The sequence below is a fragment of the Nonomuraea fuscirosea genome (genome assembly GCF_035917475.1).
Taxonomy (GTDB): Bacteria; Actinomycetota; Actinomycetes; order Streptosporangiales; family Streptosporangiaceae; genus Nonomuraea; species Nonomuraea fuscirosea.
Map to the genome: position 1 here is coordinate 7569491 of NZ_CP109074.1, position 18208 is coordinate 7587698.

Below are 18208 nucleotides of genomic sequence, written 5' to 3' on the forward strand. Positions count from 1 at the left end.
CTGGGTCACGGCAGCAGCGTGTAGTGCGGGAAGTTGCCCGGCAGGCGCTCGGCCTCGCCGTCCTGGCCGCTGGTGGCGGCGCGGACGAGCAGGTCGCCGCCGACGAACGCGCCGCGCCACGACGCGCCGAGCCCGCCGAAGAGCTCCTCCTTGTCCCCGCGCGAGCGCGGCCTGTTGTGGCCCACCTTGAACGCGCGGATCTCGGGCGCGAGCCGGCCGAAGGTCTCCTCCCGCTCGCAGGACAGGGTGGCCACCAGGGCGCCGTTGCTGGCGTTCATCGCGGCCAGCAGCTCCGCCTCCGTGTCCACCAGCACGATCGTGTCGACCGGGCCGAACGGCTCGGCGTGGTGGAGGGGTGAGGAGGGCGGCGGGTTGAGCAGCGCGGTCGGCGCAAAGTAGGCGGAAATATCCTGACCAGGGAGGAAGTGTCCGGATTCCAGGGACGCCCGGTGGATCGGCACGCCGCCCCTGGCCACCGCCTCGTCCACCTGGTCGGCCAGTTCCTTGGCCTTCGAGGCGTTGACCAGCGGACCGAAGTCCAGCTCCGGCAGCGGATCGCCGGGATCGGCCACGGCCAGCGGATGCCCGAAGCGCAGCGACCCGACCGCCTGGAGGTAGGCGGCCAGGAACTCGGGGAAGAGCGAACGCTGCACGACGAAGCGCGGGTAGGCGGTGCAGCGCTGCTTGGCGTAGTCGAAGGACGCCCTGATCTGCCTCGTGAGCAGGTCCCAGTCGCCGTACTCCCACACTCCCCAGCAGTTGAGCCCCTCCTGCTCCAGCACGTGCCGGCGGCCGAGGTCGGCCAGTGAGGTGACCACCTTCGCCCCGGCGTCCCTGCCGCCGACGAACGACACGCACCCGAGCGAGCGCCCGGCCACCAGCACCGGCGACAGCTCCGCCCCTCCCCCGCTGACCAGCGTGAACGGCAGCCCTTCCCGGACGGCCAGGGCGCAGGCCAGGGTGAGGCAGCACAATCCGCCGTCGGTGGGCGTCTTGGCGATCACCGCGTTGCCGGCCAGCGCCTGGATCAGCATGGCGTGCATGAGCACGCTCATCGGATAGTTCCAGCTGGCGATGTTGCTGACCGGGCCGGGCAGCGGCACCCGGCCCTCGACCATGCGGTCGATCTCGCCGACGTACCAGCGCACGCCGTCCAGGCACCGGTCCACGTCGGCGCGGGCCGTCTTCCACGGCTTACCGATCTCCCAGACCAGCAGCAGGGCCAGCAGGTCGCGGTGCGCCGCCATGGATTCCACCGCCGCCGACACCATCGCCTTGCGCTCGGCGAGCGGCAGGTAGCGCCAGCGGTTGTGCTCCTCGACCGCGCCCGCCACCGCGCGGCCCGCGCCCGCCCGGTCCAGCCGGGGCAGGCCGGCGATGGCGGTTCCGTCCAGGGGTGAGAACGCCGGCACAGGGCGCCCGTCGCGGTGCCAGATGCCGCCCCAGTGGTTCAGCACCCGGTCGTCGTGGAAGGCTTCGGGAGCCACCGAGCAGCACTGCTCGTAGGTCTCCCGCCAGGACGTGCCCGGCTTGAGCCGCATATGCATCCTCCTCAGTCGGACCAGTCGGCGGTGATGAGTTCGGGCAGCGGCTCGAACTCCTTGATCGCCTCCAGCGAGGGGCCCATGGCGGCGTTCGCCTCGCGTTCCACCATCACCTCCACCAGCACCGGCAGCCGCTCGCGCGCCGCCTCCGCGCTCGCCCAGGCCAACGCGCCGCGGATGTCGCCGGGCAGCTCGACCCGGCGGGCCGGGCAGCCGAACGCCTCCATGGCCTTGACGTGGTCGATCCCGCCCTCGCCGTAGTGCAGGTCCACGGCGTAGTTCATGTCGTACGGGATCTCCGCCTGCCTGATAAGCCCCAGGTACTCGTTGTTGATCATGACGATGACGAACGGAATCCGGTACTGCGCGGCCACCGCCACCTCCTCCATCAGGAACTGGAAGGAGTAGTCGCCGGCCACCGCCACGACCTGCCGTTCCGGATGGGCCAGCTTGACCCCCATGGCGGCCGGCACCTCCCAGCCCAGCGGCCCCGCCTGCCCGCAGACCAGGTAGCGGCGCGGCAGGTACGTCGTCTGGAACTGGCCCGACCAGATCTGGTAGAGCCCGATGGCGGTGACGAACGTGGTGTCCCTGGGGAAGTAGTCGTTGATCTCCTTGAACACCCTGGGCGGCTTGATCGGCACGTCGTCGAAGTCGTCCCTGCGCCCCAGCGTGCCGCGCAACTCCCCGACCTTGCGCACCCACTTGCCCGCCTGACGCGGCTCGCTCCTGCGCCGGGCCTCGTCGCGCAGCGCGGCCAGCACGGGCCTGGCGTGGCCGACGACGCCGAGGTCGGGCTGGAAGACCCGGCCGATCTGCAGGGGGTCGATGTCCACGTGCACGAATTTGCGCCCGCGCCGGTAGACGTCGAGGTCGCCGGTGTGCCGGTCGCCGAACCTGGCCCCCACGGCGAGGACCAGGTCGCTCTCCAGGAACGCGGCGTTGCCCCACCGCGTCTGCGTCTGGATGCCGGCCATCCCGGCGAACAACGGATGGTCCTCGGGGAAGGCACCCTTGCCCATGAGCGTCACCTGCACCGGGATCTGCAGGTGCTCGGCCAGCGCGCGCAGCTCGTCGCACGCCTCGGCGCCGATCACGCCGCCACCGGCCAGGATGATCGGCCGCCTGGCGCCCTCCAGCAGGTCCATGGCCGCGGTGACCGCTCTGGGCAGCGGTTGCGGCACCTCGACGGGCAGCGGCGCGTCCACGTCGGGGTCGTACAGGCACAGGCCGCGCTGGACGTCGATCGGCAGGTCGATGAGCACGGGCCCTGGCCGTCCCGAGCGGGCCCGCCTGAACGCCTCCCTGAACACCCACGGCGCCTGCGCCGGCTCCTTCAGCTGAACCGCCCACTTGGTCACCGGCCGGGCGATCTCCACGATGTCGACCGCCTGGAACGCCTCCTGGTGCAGCTTGGAGGTCATGGCCTGCCCGGTGACGCAGATCATCGGGATGGAGTCGGCGAGCGCGGTGTAGAGGCCGGTGATCATGTTCGTGCCGGCGGGGCCCGAGGTGCCGATGCAGACGCCGACGTTCCCCGTGACCCTGGCCCAGCCGTCGGCCGCGTGGGTGCCGCCCTCCTCGTGCCGTACGGTGATGTGCCGGATCGAGCTGTTCTGGAGCGCGGCGTAGAGCGGCAGGATGGCCGCGCCGGGGATGCCGAAGACGGTGTCCACGCCCTCCGACTCCAGCACCGACACCACTGCCTCCATGCAGGGCACCTTCTTCATCAGAAACCTCCGAGGAAACCCCTGCCTTCGGGCGGGGGAGGAATCGGACCCCTGCGGAGCAGGACAGGGGCAGGCGATTCGCCGCCAGGCGAACCACCGTTGAAACGCGGCGCGATGCCGCAAGGTCCGGTAGTGTGCTCGACTGCGCCGATGACCAAGCCGCCAGAGCAACGATCGGAGATACCCTCGCCGCCGGGCTGGCGGAGAGGCGAAACGCCTGTGGAGCTGGTGTAGGACCTTAACGAGAGAGCCTTCTCGGGCGGGCGACTGGCGATGAAGCAGGAAACCTCACGGGTGACCGTGGGAATCCCTCTCCATCAGGAGGGGGAGGATGTCAACCGTTCAGCCTTTCGATCACCTTGAGCAGGGCGGAGTGGTCGAGCGAGCCGTGGCCCTGGGCCCTGGCCGCGGCGACGAGCTGGGCGACCTGGCCGGTGAGCGGCAGGCTGACCCCGGCCTCGCGGGCGGCGGCGACGGCGATGCCCATGTCCTTGTGGTGCAGGTCGATGCGGAAGCCGGGGGCGAACTCCCGCCTGAGCATGGTGTGCCGCTTGAGGTCGAGGATGCGGGATCCGGCCAGGCCGCCGGCGAGCACGTCCAGGCCGGGCCCCGCGTCCACCCCCGACGCTTCGAGCAGCACGATCGCCTCCGACACCAGGCCGTAGATGCCGCCCACGACGAGCTGGTTGGCCGCCTTGACGGTCTGGCCGGCGCCCGCGGGGCCGACGTGCACGACGGTGGTGCCGAGCCGGCCGAGGACGGGCGCGGCGGCCTCGACGTCCTCGGGCTCGCCGCCGACCATGATCGACAGGGTGCCGTCGATCGCGCCGCGCTCGCCGCCGCTCACGGGAGCGTCCAGGGCCCGTACGCCGGCCGCCTTCGCCCGCCGGGCGACCTGGCGGGAGGTCTCGGGCCTGATGGTGCTCATGTCGATGTAGAGCAGGTTCGGTTTCCCGTACTCGACGACGAGCGGGGCCACTTCCTCGACCTGGGGGGAGTCGGGGAGCATGGTGATCACCACGTCGGCGCCCGCGACCGCGTCGACGACGCCGGTGGCGGGCTTGCCGCCCAGCTCCGCGAGCTGTTCGACGCGGGCGGCGCTCACGTCGTAGCCGGTCACGACATATCCGGCTTTGAGGAGGTTGGCTGCCATCGGGCTGCCCATGATCCCCAAGCCGACGAACCCGATGTTCATTCCTGCCTCCAGTCGAACGCGTCCGGCCCCTCGTGCCGGTACTCCAGGCCGACGTGGCCGCGGTAGCCTGCCGCCTCCAGCCGGGCGAGGATCTCCGGGTACGGCATGTCCCCGGTCCCAGGACGTCCCCTCCCGGGGTCGTCGGCGATCTGCACGTGCCCGAAGCGGGCGCTGTGCCCGTCGATGAGCGCGAGCACGTCCTCGCCCATCCGGTGCAGGTGGTAGAGGTCGGCCAGGAAGGCCACGTTGGGCCGGTCCACCTGGTCGATCAGCTCGAACGCCGCCTGCGACGAGGTGATCGGATAGCGCGGGTTCTCGTAGGAGTTGAGGGCTTCGACCACCACGGTCGCGCCGATGTCCGCCGCGGCGTCGGCCGCCCGGCGCAGGTTCGCCACGGCCAGATCCCTGTCGGTGCCGGGGTCGTTGCCGTACAGGGCGTTGAGCACCGTGCAGCCCAGCTCCCCCGCCAGCCGTACCGCGACGTCGATGTTGGCCTGGAAGCGGGCCGAGCCGTCCGGCCTGGCCAGCAGGCCGCGCTCGCCCGCCGCCATGTCCCCGGCGTCGAAGTTGAGCCCGGCGAGCCGCACGCCGGCGTCCTCGATCGCGCTCCTGAGCGCGGCCAGTTCGGCGCCGCCCGGGTCGGGCGAGTCGAACGGCCACCACAGCTCGACCGCGTCGAACCCGGCCTTGGCCGCCGCCGCGGGACGTTCGAGCAGCGGCAGGCCGGTCAGCAGGATGGAGAGATTGACGTCGAAGCGCACCGCGGTCACGTCCCGGTCCCGCGGCTCAACTCGGACCGCATCAGCCGGGCCGTCTCCGAGGGGGTGCGCCCGACGCGGACCCCGACCGCCTCCAGCGCCTCCTTCTTGGCCTGGGCGGTGCCGGACGAGCCGGACACGATCGCGCCCGCGTGGCCCATCGTCTTGCCCTCGGGCGCGGTGAAGCCGGCCACGTAGGCGACCACGGGTTTGGTCACGTTCGCGGCGATGTAGGCGGCGGCCCGCTCCTCGGCGTCGCCGCCGATCTCGCCGATCATCACGATGGCGTCGGTGCCGGGATCGTCCTGGAACGCCTGGAGGCAGTCGATGTGCGTGGTCCCGACGACGGGGTCGCCGCCGATGCCGACGGCGGTGGAGAAGCCGAGGTCGCGCAGCTCGTACATGAGCTGGTACGTCAGCGTCCCCGACTTCGAGACCAGTCCGATCCGCCCGGCCGAGGTGATGTCGGCGGGGATGATGCCGGCCGAGGACTGGCCGGGGCTGATCAGGCCGGGGCAGTTGGGCCCGATGATCCGGGTACGGCCGTTCGCCAGGGCGCGGAAGCGCACGGCGTCGTGCACGGGCACGCCCTCGGTGATCACCACGCAGAGCGGCACCTCGGCCTCGACCGCCTCCTGCACGGCCGCGGCGGTGAACCGCGGCGGCACGAAGATCACCGACACGTCGGCCCCGGTCTCCGCGACCGCCGCGGCGACCGAGCCGAACACCGGCACCGTCCGCTCGCCGAAGTCCACCGAGGAGCCGCCCTTGCCCGGCGTCACCCCGGCCACGATGTCGGTGCCGGCGGCGAGCATGCGGGCGGTGTGCCGGGTGCCCTCCGCGCCGGTCATGCCCTGCACGAGCACCCGGCTGTCCTTGGTGAGAAAGATCGCCATTTACGCACCTGCCGCGAGTCGAGCCGCCGTCTCGGCGGCGCCGTCCATGGTGGAGACCTGGCGTACCGCCGGGTGCCGGGCGTCACTGAGGATGCGCCGGCCCACTTCGGCGTTGTTGCCGTCCAGCCGTACGACGATGGGCCTGCCGTGGCCGCGCTCGCCGAGGAGTTCGAGCGCGGTGACGATGCCGTTCGCCACCGCGTCGCACGCCGTGATGCCGCCGAAGACGTTGACCAGCACCGAGCGCACGTCGGGGTCGGCCAGGATGATCTCCAGCCCGTCGGCCATGACCTTGGCCGAGGCCCCGCCGCCGATGTCGAGGAAGTTGGCGGGGTCGGCGCCCGCGCCCGCGACCACGTCGAGTGTGCTCATGACCAGCCCGGCGCCGTTGCCGATGACGCCGACGGTGCCGTCCAGCTTGACGTAGTTGAGCCCTTTGGCCTTGGCCCGGTCCTCCAGGCTGTCGGTGCTCTCCTCGTAGTCCTCCCACGCGTGCCGGAAGGCCGCGTTGTCGTCCAGGGTGACCTTGCCGTCGAGCGCCACGATGCGCTGGTCGGTGGTGCAGATCAAGGGGTTGACCTCGACCAGCAGCGCGTCCTCCTCGACCAGCACCCGCCACAGCTGCTCCAGCACCCCGGCCGCCTGCTCGGGGAGCCCGGCCTTGGCCGCCAGCAGCCTGGCGGTGTCGGCGTCCACGCCCGTCGCGGGGTCGATCGGCAGTCGCACGATGGCGTCGGGGTCGGTGGCGGCCAGTTCCTCGATCTCCATGCCGCCCTGGGCCGACACCATGGCCAGGAACGTACCCTCCGCCCGGTCCACCAGGAAGGCGGCGTAGTACTCCTCGAACGGGACGGTCGCGGCCTCCACCAGCACGCGGCGCGCGATGTGCCCCTTGATGTCCATACCGATGACGCGGTCGGCCTCCGTCGCGGCCGCGGCCGGCCCCGCCGCCGGTCTGATCCCGCCCGCCTTGCCCCGTCCGCCGGTCTTCACCTGGGCTTTGATGACCACGGGCGCGTCCAGCTCGGCCGCGATCTCGCCGGCCCGCGCCGGTGTGGTCGCGATCGCGCCGGCTGGTACGGGGATCCCGTGACGCCCGAAGAGCTCCTTCGCCTGGTACTCGTACAGGTCCATTCGAGCCTCCTTTGTAGACGGTATACCGTATGGAGTATCCTTCGTCTAGGGCCTCGACAGCGGTCGGCCGGCGGGATATTCCATACAGTATGGAGAATGCAATTAAGGACTGGCGGGGGCGTTCGTACTGCCCTGGACCCGTCCCGGCCGACCGCGCCCGCATGTTCCGGCTGGCCCTGGCCGCCATGGCGGTCATCGCCCCCCTGCAGTACGGCTACGCGGCCCTGCTCGCCCGAGACGCCGGCGGGCTGACCCTGCTGGCGGTGTGGATCGCCTGCCAGGCCGCCGGCGCCCTGCCCGCGCTGCACCTCGTCCGGCGCGGACGCCTGAGCGTCCGCGCGTGCCTGGCCGCGGGCGCGGCGCTGAGCGGCCTGGGCCTGGCCACGGCCGCCCTCACCGGCCCGGGACCGGTCGCGCTCATCGGGTACGCGCTGCTCGGCGGGCTCGGCGCGGGGCTGGTCTACGGGGTCTGCGGCGAGGTCGTCTCCTCCTGGTACCCGGAGCGCCCGGCCGCCCGGGTCGGCCTGATCACCGGCGCCTTCGGCTACGGAGCGGTGCCGCTGCTGCTCTGGACCGGGATCGCCCCCGGCGCCACGTCCGCCGCCTTCCTGGTCTCCGCCGTGCTCGCCGCGGCCGTCGTCGGCCTGGCCGCCCGTGAGCTGCGGCTGCCCCCGGCCCGCTGGTGGCCCGACGACGTCGATCCGCGCAGCCACGCCCTCGACGCCGCCCGGCTGCGCACCAGCCCCGAGGCGGTCAAGCAGTTCGGGCTGGCCCAGGCGGTGCGCACCCGTACACTGCCGGCCCTGGCCCTGCTGCTGACGTGCGCGGGGGCGGTGTCGGTGTTCGACGTGATCGTGGTGGCCGGCACAGGCGCGTGGGGCGCGCTGGCCCTGCTCGTGGCGCTGAACGGCGCGGGCAGGTCGGTGGCGGTGCGGGCGTCGGAGCGGTTCGGCCGCCGCCGGGTGCTGGCCACGGTCTTCGCCGCGCTCGCCCTCGGCCAGATCCTGCTGGCCGTGGCCGTGCAGAACACCGTTTCACCGCCGGCGTCCGCCGGAAACCCGCTGCTGTGGCTCGGCGCCGTCGCGGCGGGGCTCGGCGGTGGCGCGTTCTACCCCCTGCTGGCCAGCCTCGTCCGCGAGCTGTTCGGCACCGAGCGGGCCACGGAGATCCACGCGGTGGTCTACAGCGCCAAGGCCGTGGCCGGAGTCGTGGCCGCCGTCCTGGCCATGGTCGCACTGACCGCTCCCGGGACCGCCCTGCTGGCCGCCGCCGCGCTGGCGGCTCTGCCGGCCCTGGCCACGCCCCGGCTGCGCATCCCCGGCCTGCCCGCCACCATCCCGCTCTGACCGGAAATCCACCCTCAATTCCCCCTAAAATCCCCCCGTTTTGTCCCCTGTGATGAGTCTCACGACCATGGAGAACCCCTCCACGGTATGCTGTAGGCAGTCGACCAAAAACCTTAATGTCCTGGAGACGTGTCCATGTTGCTGTCGGATCAGGCCGGTCAGACGGCGGCCGCCAAGATTCCCCGCCCGACGACGCTCCGCGAGAGCGTCATCGAGGCTATCCAAGAGCTCATCGTCTCCGGGCAGCTCAAGCCGGGCCAGCATCTCGTCGAGAGTGAGCTGGCCGAGCTGCTCGGCGTCTCCAGGCAACCGGTCCGCGAGGCGTTGCAGCAGCTCAGCGGCGAGGGATGGGTCGATCTGCACCCGGGGCAGGGCGCGTTCGTGCACGTCCCGACGGTGGAGGAGGCCGACCAGCTGCTCGCCGTGCGCACGCTGCTGGAGACCGAGTCCGCCAGGCTCGCCGCGCAGCACGCGGGCGAGGAGGGCGTCAAGCGGCTGCGCGCGCTGTGCGCGCGCGGCATCGCCGCCGTGCAGTCCGACGACGTCGACGATGCGGTGGCGACCAACTCCGAGCTGCACGCCCTGGTCACGGACCTGTCGGGCAACCGGGTCCTGGCCGAGCTCGCCGCCCAGGTGGCCAGGCGGGTGCGGTGGTACCACACGCCGGTGGCCCGCCAGCGTGGCATGGCGTCGTGGGACGAGCACACCGAGCTGATCGACGCCATCGAGGCCGGTGACGAGCGCAAGGCCGCGAAGATCATGCGCGAGCACACCGAGCACACCCGGTCCTCCTACATGGAGCAGCGGGAGGGCGCGCCGGCCGAGCCGGCGCCCAAGCCCGTACGCAGGCGCCGCCCGCGCCGCCTGGGCTGAACCTTCGCTGAACCTCCCTGGGCCGGTCGCATCTGGACCGGTTCGATCTTCAGGGCGGTCTCACTTGGGGTGGTCTCGTCCGAGCCGGCCTGGCTTGGACCGATCCCGCCCGGGTTCGGCCTGCCCGGGAACACGCACGCCCGGAACCACGCCGTCCGGGGGTCGACCAGCGGTTTCCGGGTTTTGACACGGCGTTCACGTAAGTCCACATGCTCCGAAACACCTCGGGTAGAGGGTGGAGCTGTTACCGAATGGAGGTGCACGACATGAAAGCGTTCATCCGCTTTCTCTTGGGTGATCCCCAGGGCCAGTCCGCGGACGGCGGGACCATCGGCGCCGGCCTCACTGCGGCGCTCAGGAAGCACTACTCCGCGCAGGACGCGGAGCTCTACCTGCGCCAGTGGAGCGCCGAGCGGCACGACGTGCGTGACAACACGCGCCACTGACCGCCAGATCGGGCACGCATGCCAATGAGCCGCGGCAGGGGGGCGGCCACCCATGAGCAGCCACCGCCCCCGCGCGGCCCGCGTCAATCCACCTGCGCCGGCTCCACCTCCTTGGCCGCGGCCTTGGCGTCCCGAGCCGACTTGAGCAGGCTCAGCACCGTGGTCACGGCGAGGGTGCCGACGATGACCCCCAGAGACACCATGATCGGGATCTCCGGCGCCCACGACACACCGTCGTGGTGCAGCGCCTCCAGGATCAGCTTCACGCCGATGAAGGCCAGCACCACCGACAGTCCCTTGCTCAGGTAGACGAGCCGGTCGAGCAGCCCTCCGATCAGGAAGAACAGCTGCCGCAGCCCCATGAGGGCGAAGGCGTTGGCGGTGAAGACCAGGTAGGGCTCCTTGGTCAGCCCGAAGATGGCCGGGATGGAGTCCAGCGCGAACAGCAGGTCGGTGGTGCCGATGGCGATCATCACGATCAGCATCGGGGTGACCATCCTGCGCCCGTGGTGCACGGTGAGCCGGGCGCCGTGGTAGGTGTCCGTCGTCGGGAGCACCCGGCGCACGGTGCGCAGCGCGAGGTTCTCGGAGAACTCCGCCTCCTCGTCCTCGTGCCCGATCAGCTTCCACGCGGTGTAGACGAGGAAGGCGCCGAAGACGTAGAAGAGCCAGTCGAACCTGGTGACGGCCTCCGCGCCGGCCGCGATGAAGCCGCCGCGCAGCAGCAGGGCCAGGACGATGCCGATGAGCAGCACCTTCTGCCTGTACTCCCGGGGCACCCGGAACCTGCTCATGATCAACAGGAAGACGAAGAGGTTGTCCACGCTGAGCGAGTACTCGGTGATCCACCCGGCGAAGAACTCCCCTCCGTGCGCCGGGCCGGACAGCAGGAGCAGGCCGACGCCGAAGGCGACGGCCAGCCCCACGTAGAAGGAGACCCAGGCCACGCACTCCTTGAAGCGGGGTTCGTGCGGGTTGCGGGCCACGAGCCAGAAGTCGAACGCGAGCACGACGCAGAAGCCGCCGATCGTGGCCAGCCAGATCCACAGGGGCAGTTCCATCGCCGGCGTCATCTACGCGCCCCCTTCCGTGCGCTCTTGCGCTTCTCCACCACTCGGGCGAACCGCAGGTAGGTGCCGAGCAGGTCCTGGGCAAGCGGGTTGTCGCCGGCCCGGCGGACCAGCCAGTGCGGCATGAACCGCTCGTGCAGCCAGAGGAAGCCGATCGCGAAGCCGAGGGCGATCATCGCCTGGTAGGCCAGGAAGGCCGGAACCCCTTCGGCCAGGCCGCCGGTCGGGGCCAGGATCTCCTGCGCCAGCCGGGACACCGGGAAGGCGGCCATCCAGTACAGGCCCACCGGCCCGAAGGTGCCGGGCCGGAAGACGCCGTGACCGAGCAGCATGCCGTACAGGCCGCCGAAGAGGCCGAGCGGTACGGCGAGCGCCAGGGCAGCCAGCGCGGCCATACCGGTGGGCTGCCCCGCGAGCAGGGTCAGCCCACCGGCCATGGCACCGGCTACGGCTCCGATCGACGCCCCTGGCAGGGCGAGTTCGAGGCTGTGCCGTCCACCCATCAGCCCACGACCACGCCGTAGGCGAAGAGGCTGTAGAACAGCATCCCGAGATAGAACACCGCGCCGAACCCGATGATCACGTTGGTCCACCACTTGGGGCGGATCGGTTTCGGCAGCATGCGGTTGTTCACCAGCAGCAGGGTCACGCAGTACGCGCCCATGGCGAACGTCGACAGGAACGCCAGCGTGTCCAGGATCCCGCTCGGCCCGTCAGCCGGCCCGAACAGCAGGATCAGGATGCCGAAGAGGATGACGCCCCACAGGAAGATCCCGTACAGCTTCGACATGCCCAGCTTCTTCGCCCCGGGGACGAAGTGGAAGGACATGTCGGCCTGGCCGCGGGAGAAGGAGTCGAACAGGCCCAGCGTGGCGTTCAGGCCGATCAGCGCGATGAACCCGAGGAACACGACCCCGAGAACCGAGCTGCCCGCCGACGAGACGGCGTCGGCCATCGCGGACAGCGCCGCCTCCCGGTCGTCGCCCTGAATGGCCGTGCGCACGGCCGGGTTCTGCCGCACCGCCGACTGGGCGATCACCGTGAAGGAGATCGTGACCAGCATGGTGATGCCCCAGAACAGCAGCAGCGCGTCGAACGTGACCCAGCGCCGCCACCCCTTCCACTTCGCCATCTCGGCCGGGTCCGAGGTGTCGAACATGAACCCGCGCGAGGGCATCTCCTCTTCCTCGCCCGCGTGCCGCAGCCCGCGCACCTTCGGCAGGTGCACGCCCATGCCGGCGCCGGAGTCGCGCAGGTGCAGCGTGTACCACATCTGCTGCATGCCCGACGGACCGGCGAAGGCGCACGCCCCGACGATGACGGGGAACCAGGCGGCCGACATGGCCTCCGGCGGCAGGTAGCCGAAGGAGAACATGCCGGAGATGGTGGAGACCACGTCGCTCCACGAGCCGACCATGGCCGCGATCACGGCCGTGCCGAGCACGAGTGCGCCGATGAGCAGCGACAGCACGTTCTCGAGCAGGTTGTAGATCACCTTGGCGAGGGTGAAGACCACGCCGACGAGGACCAGCCCGGCGACCGCGGTCACCACCCAGGGTATGCCGGTGATCTCCTCGAACGCCGCCGCTCCCGCCGACAGGTGTCCCGGCCAGATGTAGACGGCGATCGCCACGATGAAGAAGAACCACATCAGCGGCTTGAACACCCTGGCCGCGCCGGAGAAGATGCTCTCCCCCGTGGCCATGGCGTACCGGGCCATCTCCAGCATCACCACGGCCTGCAGGGTGACGCCGATCAGGAACAGCCACCGGATCTCCGGCCCGAAGAGCAGGACCAGCCGGGGCCACATGTACGACTCGCCCATGCCCACGCCCAGGGCGACGAGGAACACCGTCGGCCCGAGAATGTGCACCGAGGGAGGCGCGTCGGGGAGCTTCCTGATGGGCATCGGCTCAAGCCGGCCCGCTTTCCATACTCGTTGATCCTCGACCGGCGGCGTGGCCGTCGCCGGTGGTGTGTTCGATGTGTCCACCTACGGACCTCCTGGGGGGTTGTTGCCTTCCTCGTGCGCCCCGAATAAGCCCCCTCGCCTGTGCTGCCGCGCTCGGCTCTTAGCGCAACAGCCCGGCTGCCCTGGCCCAGCGGTACTTCGCACCTAGGACCGCCACGGGCTTTTCCGTCGTGTACGGGTACGCGACCACGCCATGCTCGAACAGGTACTCGCTGGCCTCCTCAACCTCGGTGTCGCCGGCGAGCGATGCCACGACCGGCTTGGTGTTGCCCTTCGCCCGCTCCTCCGCGACGACTCTCGCGATGAGCTCGGCGAAGACCATCGGCGGCGTCACGATCGTGTGCCAGTAGCCCAGGACGAGCGCGTGGATGCGGTCGTCCTGAAGGCCGAGGCGGACCGTGTTCTCGTAGGTCGAGGGAGGTTCGCCGCCGGTGATGTCGATGGGGTTGCCCGCCGCGCCGAACGGCGGGATGTAGGCGCGGAAGGCCGCGTCCAGGTCGTCGGGGATGTCCATGAGGGTCAGCCCGGCGTCCACGATCGCGTCGGAGAGCAGCACGCCAGAGCCGCCCGCCCCGGTGATGATGACGACGTTCTCGCCCTTGGGCGCGGGCAGGATCGGCAGCGCGCGGGCGTACTCGAGCATGTCGTTGAGCCCCGGCGCGCGCACCACCCCGGCCTGGCGCAGGATGTCGTCGTAGACCTTGTCGTCGCCGGCCAGCGCGCCGGTGTGCGAGCCCGCGGCCCGCGCGCCCATCGCGGTGCGGCCGGCCTTGAGCACGATGACCGGCTTCTCCTTGACGACCCGGCGGGCGGCCTCGACGAAGCCGCGGCCGTCCTTGAGGTCCTCCAGGTGCATGGCCACGGCCTTGGTGTTGTCGTCCTGCTCGAAGAAGGTCAGCAGGTCGTCCTCGTCCACGTCGGCCTTGTTGCCGACGCCGACGATGGCCGAGACGCCCATCTTCGTGGTGCGGCTGAAGCCCAGGATGGCCATCCCGATGCCGCCGCTCTGCGAGGTCAGCGCCACGCTGCCGCGCACGTCGTACGGGGTGCAGAAGGTGGCGCAGAGGTTCTCCGGCGTGTAGTAGTAACCGTAGATGTTCGGCCCGAGCATGCGTACGCCGTGCCTGCGGGCGATCTCGACGATCTCCTTCTGGCCCTCCACGTTCCCGGTCTCGGCGAACCCGGACGGGATCATCACGGCGCCCGCCACGCCCTTCCGGCCGACCTCCTCCAGGGCGGGGGCGACGAACTTGGCCGGGATGGCGAACACGGCCACGTCCACGTCCCCGGGCACGTCGGCGACGCTCTTGTACGCCTTCAGCCCCATGATCTCGTCGGCCTTGGGGTTGATCGGGTAGATCTGCCCCTGGTAGCCGCCGTTGATGAGGTTCTTCATGACCGAGTTGCCGATCTTGCCGGTCTCGGCCGAGGCGCCGATCACGGCGACCGAGCGCGGCTTGAAGATCCGGTTCATCTGCCGCAGGATCTCCTCGCGCGACAGCCGGGCGACCTCGGGCTGCGGGGTGCCGATGATGACGCGCACGTCGGCGGCGACCGCGCCGTTCGCGTCGGCGAAGACGGGGTTGAGGTCCACCTCGACGATCTCGGGGATGTCGGTGACGAGCCGGCCGACGCGCTCGATCAGCGCCGCCAGCGCCTCGCGGTTGGCGGGCTCGGCCCCCCGGACCCCGCGGAGCACTTCGGCCGCTCTGATGTCGTCCAGCATCTTCAGCGCATCATCACCCGAAACCGGGGCAAGACGGAAGGTCACGTCCTTAAGTACCTCAACCAGGACACCGCCCAGGCCGAAGGCGATGACCTTGCCGAAGGTCGGGTCGGTGACCGCGCCCACGATGACTTCATGGCCGCCGCCGACCAGCTGCTGCACCTGGATGCCGTCGATCTTCGCGTCGGGATTGTAGGCGCGGGCGTTGGTCAGGATCGTGTCGTAGCCGGCGCGTACCTCCTCGGCGCTCTTCAGCCCGACGAGCACGCCGCCGGCGTCCGTCTTGTGCAGGATGTCCGGCGAGACGATCTTCAGCACGACGGGGAACCCGATCTCCCCGGCCAGCCGGTCGGCCTCGTCGGCCGAAGTGGCCAGCCCCTCGCCGGGGGTGGCGATGCCGTACGCCTGGCAGAGCTCGCGGCCCTCGGGGGCCGTCAGGGCCGTGCGCCCTTCGGCGAGCGCCTTCTCGATGACTTCCCTGGGCCCCACTGTGCTCATGGTCGCGCTCCCTGGTTACGCGGGCTGCCGCTGACGGGCCCTACTCGCCGCTCCACTAGATGACTCCGTTCGACTTGAGTTCCGCCAGCTCGTCCGCGCTCACGCCGAGCTCGCCGTAGATCTCGTGGTTGTGCTCGCCGAGCAGCGGCGGCGTGCGCACGTCCACCGGCGAGTCGGACAGCTGCAGCGGGCTGCCCACGGTGACGAACTCGCCGCGCTGCGGGTGGTCGACCGAGACGACGATGCCCTCCTCGCGCAGGCTCTGGTCCTCCACCAGCTCCTTGGTGGACAGGATCGGCCCGCAGGGGATGTTCTCGGCGTTGAGCCGGTCGAGCACCGTCCACTTGTCGTGCCGGATCGTCCACTCCTCGATGAGCTGGAACATCTTGTCCAGCTTCGACAGCCGCGCCTCCGGCGTCGCCCACTCGGGGTCGTCGGCCAGCTCCGGCCGGCCGATGATGGCCGAGACCGGCTTCCAGCCGACCGGCTGGACGATCACGTAGATGTAGTCGTTCGGGCCGCCGGGGGCGCAGCGCACCGCCCAGCCCGGCTGGCCGCCGCCGCTGGCGTTGCCGGAGCGCGGCACCTCGTCGCCGAACGTCTTGTTGGGGTACTCGCGCAGCGGGCCGTGCGCCAGGCGCTGCTGGTCGCGCAGCTTGACGCGGCACAGGTTCAGCACGGCGTGCTGCATGGCCACCTGGACGCGCTGGCCGCGGCCGGTCTGGCCGCGCTGGTAGAGGGCGGCCAGGATGCCGGCCACCACGTGGATGCCGGTGCCCGAGTCACCGATCTGGGCGCCGGTGGCCAGCGGCGGGCCGTCCTCGAAGCCCGTGGTGCTCATCGAGCCGCCCATGGCCTGGGCGATCACCTCGTACGCCTTGAACTTGGCGTACTTGCCCTGGCCGAAGCCCTTGATCGAGGCGTAGATGAGGCGGGGGTTGAGCTCCTGGAGGCGCTCCCAGGAGAAGCCCATGCGGTCCACCGCGCCCGGGCCGAAGTTCTCCACCAGGATGTCGGCGTTCTTCACCAGCTCGGTGAAGATCTCCTTGCCGCGCTCGCTCTTCATGTTGAGGGTGATGCTGCGCTTGTTGCAGTTGAGCATCGTGAAGTAGAGGCTGTCGACGTCGGGCACGTCGCGCAGCTGCTGCCGGGTGATGTCGCCGGTCGGCGCCTCCAGCTTGACCACGTCGGCGCCCAGCCAGCCGAGCATCTGGGTGGCCGACGGGCCGGACTGGACATGGGTCATGTCGAGGACGCGGACACCTTCGAGAGCCTTCATCTCTAAGCTTTCCCCTACTTGTACATGGTCTGGTTCATGGTTCCGGGGGCGTACACCTCTGGGTCGACCCAGACGTTGATCAGTGAGGGCTTGCCCGACTGCCGGGCCCGCTCAAGGGCGGGGCGGATCTCGGCCGGATCGCGCACCTCCTCGCCGTAGCCGCCGAGGAGCTTGGCGAACTCCCCGTAGCGGATGTCGCCGAGCGTGTTGCCGACGCGGGCACGGTCCTCGCCGTACTTGGCGGCCTGGCCGTAGCGGATCTGGTTCATCGAGGAGTTGTTGCCGATGACCCCGATGAACGGCAGGTCGAAGCGGACCATGGTCTCGAAGTCCCAGCCGGTCAGGCTGAAGGCGCCGTCGCCGAACAGGCACAGCACCTCCTTGTCGCGGCGGGCCTGCTTGGCGGCCATCGCGAAGGCCATGCCGACGCCGAGCGTGCCCAGCGGGCCCGGGTCCATCCAGTGGCCCGGCGACTTCGGCTGCACGACCTGGCCGGAGAAGGTGACGATGTCGCCGCCGTCGCCGATGTAGATCGTGTCCTCGGTCAGGAACTCGTTGATCTCGTGCACGAGGCGGTACGGGTCGATGGGCTGGGCGTCGGAGAGCTGGCGGGGCAGGCGCTTCTCGTACGCCTTGGTCTCGACCGCGCGCAGCTCCTCCAGCCACTCCTTGCGGCGGGCGGCGCTGTTCTCGACGCGGCCGCTGGCGGCCTGGGCCGCCGCGGCGAGGATGAGGCCGGCGTCGCCGACGATCCCGAGGTCGATGTCGCGGTTCTTGCCGACGGTGCGGTAGTCGAGGTCGATCTGCACGACCTTGGCCGTCGGCGACAGGCGCTTGCCGTAACCCATCCGGAAGTCGAACGGGGTGCCGACGATGATGATGAGGTCGGCCTCGGTGAAGGCGTACCTGCGGCTGAGCTGGAAGTGGTGCGGGTCGCCGGGCGGGAGCGTGCCGCGGCCGGAGCCGTTCATGTACGCGGGCACGTTCAGCGTCCTGACGAAGTCGATGGCCGCGTCCGTCGCCCGGCACGTCCAGACCTGGTTGCCGAGCAGGATGCACGGCTTCTCGGCGTGCGCGAGCAGGTCCGCCAGCCGCTCGATCGCCTCGGGGTCGCCCTGCTGGCGGGTGGAGGCCCGGTAGTGGCCGGCCTCGGGGATGCGCGCCTTCTCGATCGGGACCTTCGCGTCGAGCACGTCGCGCGGGATCTCCAGGAAGGACGGCCCGGGGGCGCCGTGGTAGCACTCGCGGAAGGCCATCGACACGATGTCGGCCACCCGTTCCGTGCTGGGCACCGTGGCCGCGAACTTGGTGATCGGGGTCATCATGTCGACGTGCGGCAGGTCCTGCAGCGAGCCCATCTTGTGCTGGCTCAGCGCCCCCTGACCGCCGATGAGCAACATCGGGCTCTCGGCCCTGAAGGCGTTGGCCACGCCGGTGACGGCGTCGGTCGTGCCCGGCCCCGCGGTGACCACCGCGCAGCCGGGCTTGCCGGTGATGCGCGCGTAACCGTCCGCGGCGTGCGCGGCCACCTGCTCATGGCGTACGTCGATGACCTCGATGCCCTCATCGACGCAGCCGTCGTAGATATCGATGATGTGGCCGCCGCAGAGCGTGTAGATCACTTCCACGCCCTCGGCCTTGAGTGCCTTGGCTACGAGATGACCACCGGAGATCGTTTCCGACATCATGCCACCCTTTCCCGGCGACTGAACTGCCCACTGTCTTCCGCATACTGCATACC

Annotated in this window: 15 protein-coding genes; 3 read left to right on the plus strand and 12 right to left on the minus strand. The window is 70.5% G+C overall.

The window, feature by feature from the left end; all coding sequences use genetic code 11:
- Nucleotides 1–5 precede the first annotated feature (5 nt).
- The 6 genes from OIE67_RS34410 to sucC all read right to left on the minus strand — a co-directional run bounded on the left by OIE67_RS34410 (nt 6) and on the right by sucC (nt 7257).
- The gene (locus tag OIE67_RS34410) at nt 6–1547 is read right to left on the minus strand and encodes an aldehyde dehydrogenase family protein (protein ID WP_326628354.1); all 1542 of its coding nucleotides are present in this window, start codon (nt 1545–1547) and stop codon (nt 6–8) included.
- A gap of 5 nt (nt 1548–1552) precedes the next feature.
- Nucleotides 1553–3274, minus strand: a complete 1722-nt coding sequence (gene gcl / locus OIE67_RS34415; protein ID WP_326628357.1) for a glyoxylate carboligase — start codon at nt 3272–3274, stop codon at nt 1553–1555.
- Between the two features lie 334 nt (nt 3275–3608).
- Nucleotides 3609–4469, minus strand: coding sequence for an NAD(P)-dependent oxidoreductase (locus OIE67_RS34420; RefSeq protein ID WP_326628359.1), 861 nt, complete (start codon nt 4467–4469; stop codon nt 3609–3611).
- Complete coding sequence (locus tag OIE67_RS34425; RefSeq protein WP_326628361.1) at nt 4466–5239, minus strand: hydroxypyruvate isomerase family protein; 774 nt, start codon at nt 5237–5239, stop codon at nt 4466–4468. Before OIE67_RS34425 ends, OIE67_RS34420 begins: the two co-directional genes overlap by 4 nt.
- Complete coding sequence (gene sucD / locus OIE67_RS34430) at nt 5236–6123, minus strand: succinate--CoA ligase subunit alpha (protein ID WP_326628363.1); 888 nt, start codon at nt 6121–6123, stop codon at nt 5236–5238. Before sucD ends, OIE67_RS34425 begins: the two co-directional genes overlap by 4 nt.
- Nucleotides 6124–7257 (minus strand): ADP-forming succinate--CoA ligase subunit beta, encoded by a 1134-nt coding sequence (gene sucC, locus OIE67_RS34435; protein WP_326628365.1) that lies wholly within the window; start codon nt 7255–7257, stop codon nt 6124–6126.
- A 161-nt stretch (nt 7258–7418) separates the two neighbouring features.
- Here sucC and OIE67_RS34440 point away from each other — a divergent pair, with 161 nt between their 5' ends.
- From OIE67_RS34440 to OIE67_RS34450, 3 genes are all read left to right on the plus strand, one after another.
- A complete protein-coding gene (locus OIE67_RS34440) occupies nt 7419–8603 on the plus strand; it encodes an MFS transporter (RefSeq protein WP_326628367.1) in 1185 nt (394 codons plus the stop codon).
- Between the two features lie 135 nt (nt 8604–8738).
- Nucleotides 8739–9476, plus strand: coding sequence for a GntR family transcriptional regulator (locus OIE67_RS34445; RefSeq protein WP_106235603.1), 738 nt, complete (start codon nt 8739–8741; stop codon nt 9474–9476).
- A 266-nt stretch (nt 9477–9742) separates the two neighbouring features.
- Nucleotides 9743–9922 (plus strand): hypothetical protein, encoded by a 180-nt coding sequence (locus tag OIE67_RS34450; protein ID WP_326628371.1) that lies wholly within the window; start codon nt 9743–9745, stop codon nt 9920–9922.
- Nucleotides 9923–10005: 83 nt separating this feature from the next.
- Here the strand turns inward: OIE67_RS34450 and OIE67_RS34455 are convergent, their stop codons facing one another.
- The 6 genes from OIE67_RS34455 to OIE67_RS34480 form a co-directional block, all read right to left on the minus strand.
- Nucleotides 10006–10983, minus strand: a complete 978-nt coding sequence (locus tag OIE67_RS34455) for a TerC family protein (protein WP_326645536.1) — start codon at nt 10981–10983, stop codon at nt 10006–10008.
- A gap of 8 nt (nt 10984–10991) precedes the next feature.
- Nucleotides 10992–11495 (minus strand): hypothetical protein, encoded by a 504-nt coding sequence (locus OIE67_RS34460; protein ID WP_326628373.1) that lies wholly within the window; start codon nt 11493–11495, stop codon nt 10992–10994.
- Nucleotides 11495–12901 carry an Nramp family divalent metal transporter gene (locus OIE67_RS34465; RefSeq protein ID WP_326628375.1) on the minus strand — a complete coding sequence of 469 codons (1407 nt, stop codon included), beginning with the start codon at nt 12899–12901 and terminating at the stop codon, nt 11495–11497. Before OIE67_RS34465 ends, OIE67_RS34460 begins: the two co-directional genes overlap by 1 nt.
- Before the next feature lie 163 nt (nt 12902–13064).
- Nucleotides 13065–15188, minus strand: coding sequence for an acetate--CoA ligase family protein (locus OIE67_RS34470; protein ID WP_326628377.1), 2124 nt, complete (start codon nt 15186–15188; stop codon nt 13065–13067).
- A gap of 55 nt (nt 15189–15243) precedes the next feature.
- A complete protein-coding gene (gene frc / locus OIE67_RS34475) occupies nt 15244–16467 on the minus strand; it encodes a formyl-CoA transferase (protein ID WP_326628379.1) in 1224 nt (407 codons plus the stop codon).
- A 14-nt stretch (nt 16468–16481) separates the two neighbouring features.
- Complete coding sequence (locus OIE67_RS34480; protein WP_106235589.1) at nt 16482–18155, minus strand: thiamine pyrophosphate-binding protein; 1674 nt, start codon at nt 18153–18155, stop codon at nt 16482–16484.
- Between the last annotated feature and the right edge of the window lie 53 nt (nt 18156–18208).